The sequence below is a fragment of the Pseudoalteromonas sp. S558 genome, from assembly GCF_005886635.1.
GTDB lineage: Bacteria > Pseudomonadota > Gammaproteobacteria > Enterobacterales > Alteromonadaceae > Pseudoalteromonas > Pseudoalteromonas aliena.
This window is the reverse complement of sequence record NZ_PNDU01000352.1, coordinates 1-1453: the sequence shown is the minus strand read 5'-3', so window position 1 is coordinate 1453 and position 1453 is coordinate 1. Positions and strand designations below refer to the sequence as shown.

The 1453-nt window shown below is 39.0% G+C and carries 2 protein-coding genes; one reads left to right on the top strand and one right to left on the bottom strand.

The annotated features are described in order from the left end of the window. The first annotated feature begins 192 nt into the window (after window positions 1-192). Window positions 193-633, top strand: coding sequence for a PaaI family thioesterase (locus tag CWB66_RS19060; RefSeq protein ID WP_077536380.1), 441 nt, complete (start codon window positions 193-195; stop codon window positions 631-633). Window positions 634-643: 10 nt separating this feature from the next. Here the strand turns inward: CWB66_RS19060 and CWB66_RS19055 are convergent, their stop codons facing one another. Next, complete coding sequence (locus CWB66_RS19055; protein ID WP_077536381.1) at window positions 644-1024, bottom strand: hypothetical protein; 381 nt, start codon at window positions 1022-1024, stop codon at window positions 644-646. Window positions 1025-1453: the final 429 nt, after the last annotated feature.

The following is a 1453-nucleotide window of genomic DNA, read 5'->3' as shown; positions in this document are numbered from 1 at the left end:
GATAATTAAGTTTATTTTCTTTAGCCAGAGATTTTCAGTGAAAACAAGGCAAACTTGCGCGTCAATAGCTGGCCTATTGCAAGTAAGTTCAACGTAGTTAGCGCTGAAAATAGCAGCTTGAGATAGATTTATTATCCAGAGCTCAGGTTAAGTAACCTGAACTCTGGTAAGTACCATTTAGAAGGAGCGGTTATGAGTATTTGGTATCAACCTATTACTTTAGAGTTTTGCAAACAACTAGACGAAGGCATTAATGGCCAAGGCACACTCATGAAAACCATGGGCATTGAAATATCTGAAATTGGGGAAGACTATTTAGTAGCAACCATGCCAGCCATACCTGAGCACCATAATCCAATGGGTATGGTACATGGCGGCGCTAATGTAGTGCTTGCCGAAACGGTAGCAAGTTATGCAGCTAACTTTGTAGTCGACTTCACTAAGTTTTATTGCGTTGGACAAGAAATTAGCGCCAGTCACTTAAAAGCATCTCGCAACGGTACTTTAACAGCCACAGCAAGAGCATTTCATATAGGTAAGCGTAGCTCGGTTTGGGAGATAAAAATTACCAACAGCCGCAATGAGCTGTGCTGCGTATCAAAAATGACCGCAGCAGTAGTGGAGCGAAGATAATTAGTTGGTATTATTTTTCAATTGGATAAATTGTAATTTCCATACCTGCACCAATCGCAGATATACGCAATAATGTATCTGCGTCTAAAGCTTGATTAAAACATTTAGGCGAGCTGCCTGATTCAAAACCAATATCAAACGTTCTACGCGAGCAGCTTAACCACTGCTTTAACGCATTACGCGAACACGATTCAATAAGCTCACATAAGTGATTTATTGCTTTATCTGGAGTACTTACTGCACCTGTCGCTTCAATACGTGCTAAATGACGGTATTCGTCTTTGTCATGATGTAAAATCGTAGCGACCTTTTTTAGATCTGCCACAAGCACGCTAATATCTTGCTTTGACTCAAGCTCTAGATCTACATTTAAAAATTGAATTTCCGACATCGTTTCGTATTTATCCTCTAATGATTACATTGCAAACTTTAACGCAGTTTCCCTTTTATACCAAATCAACTATGCAGTATTCGCTATTTTATATAGAGAGTAGCTACTTTAAATGTTTATTAGCAGTTTATTCTTCCTTTTAGTACATACCTTTTTATTTTTTAGCCTCAACTCAACATCTAAAAATATCGAACATGTGCTTACAATAATAATTAAAAATAGCCATTAATTAGGGCGTGTTGACCTTTGTGGATTAAATTTGTTCAAATTAGGGGCGATTCAATCGCGGCGCGAGGTTTGTAGCCTAGTGGGCTCGGTAACTGCTCCTGCGTTACTCTAATGGCTTACATCCCTGTAAGAATAAGTAAAAACCGAGCAATAAAGAGTTAATGTTCCTAGATCGAGCTCAAAGGGCAGCGCATGTTTGGC

Excerpts from the sequence above, each read along its gene's own strand:
- CWB66_RS19060 (WP_077536380.1), top strand. The coding sequence starts at position 193 with ATGAGTATTTGGTATCAACCTATTACTTTAGAGTTTTGCAAACAACTA.
- CWB66_RS19055 (WP_077536381.1), bottom strand. The coding sequence starts at position 1,024 with ATGTCGGAAATTCAATTTTTAAATGTAGATCTAGAGCTTGAGTCAAAG.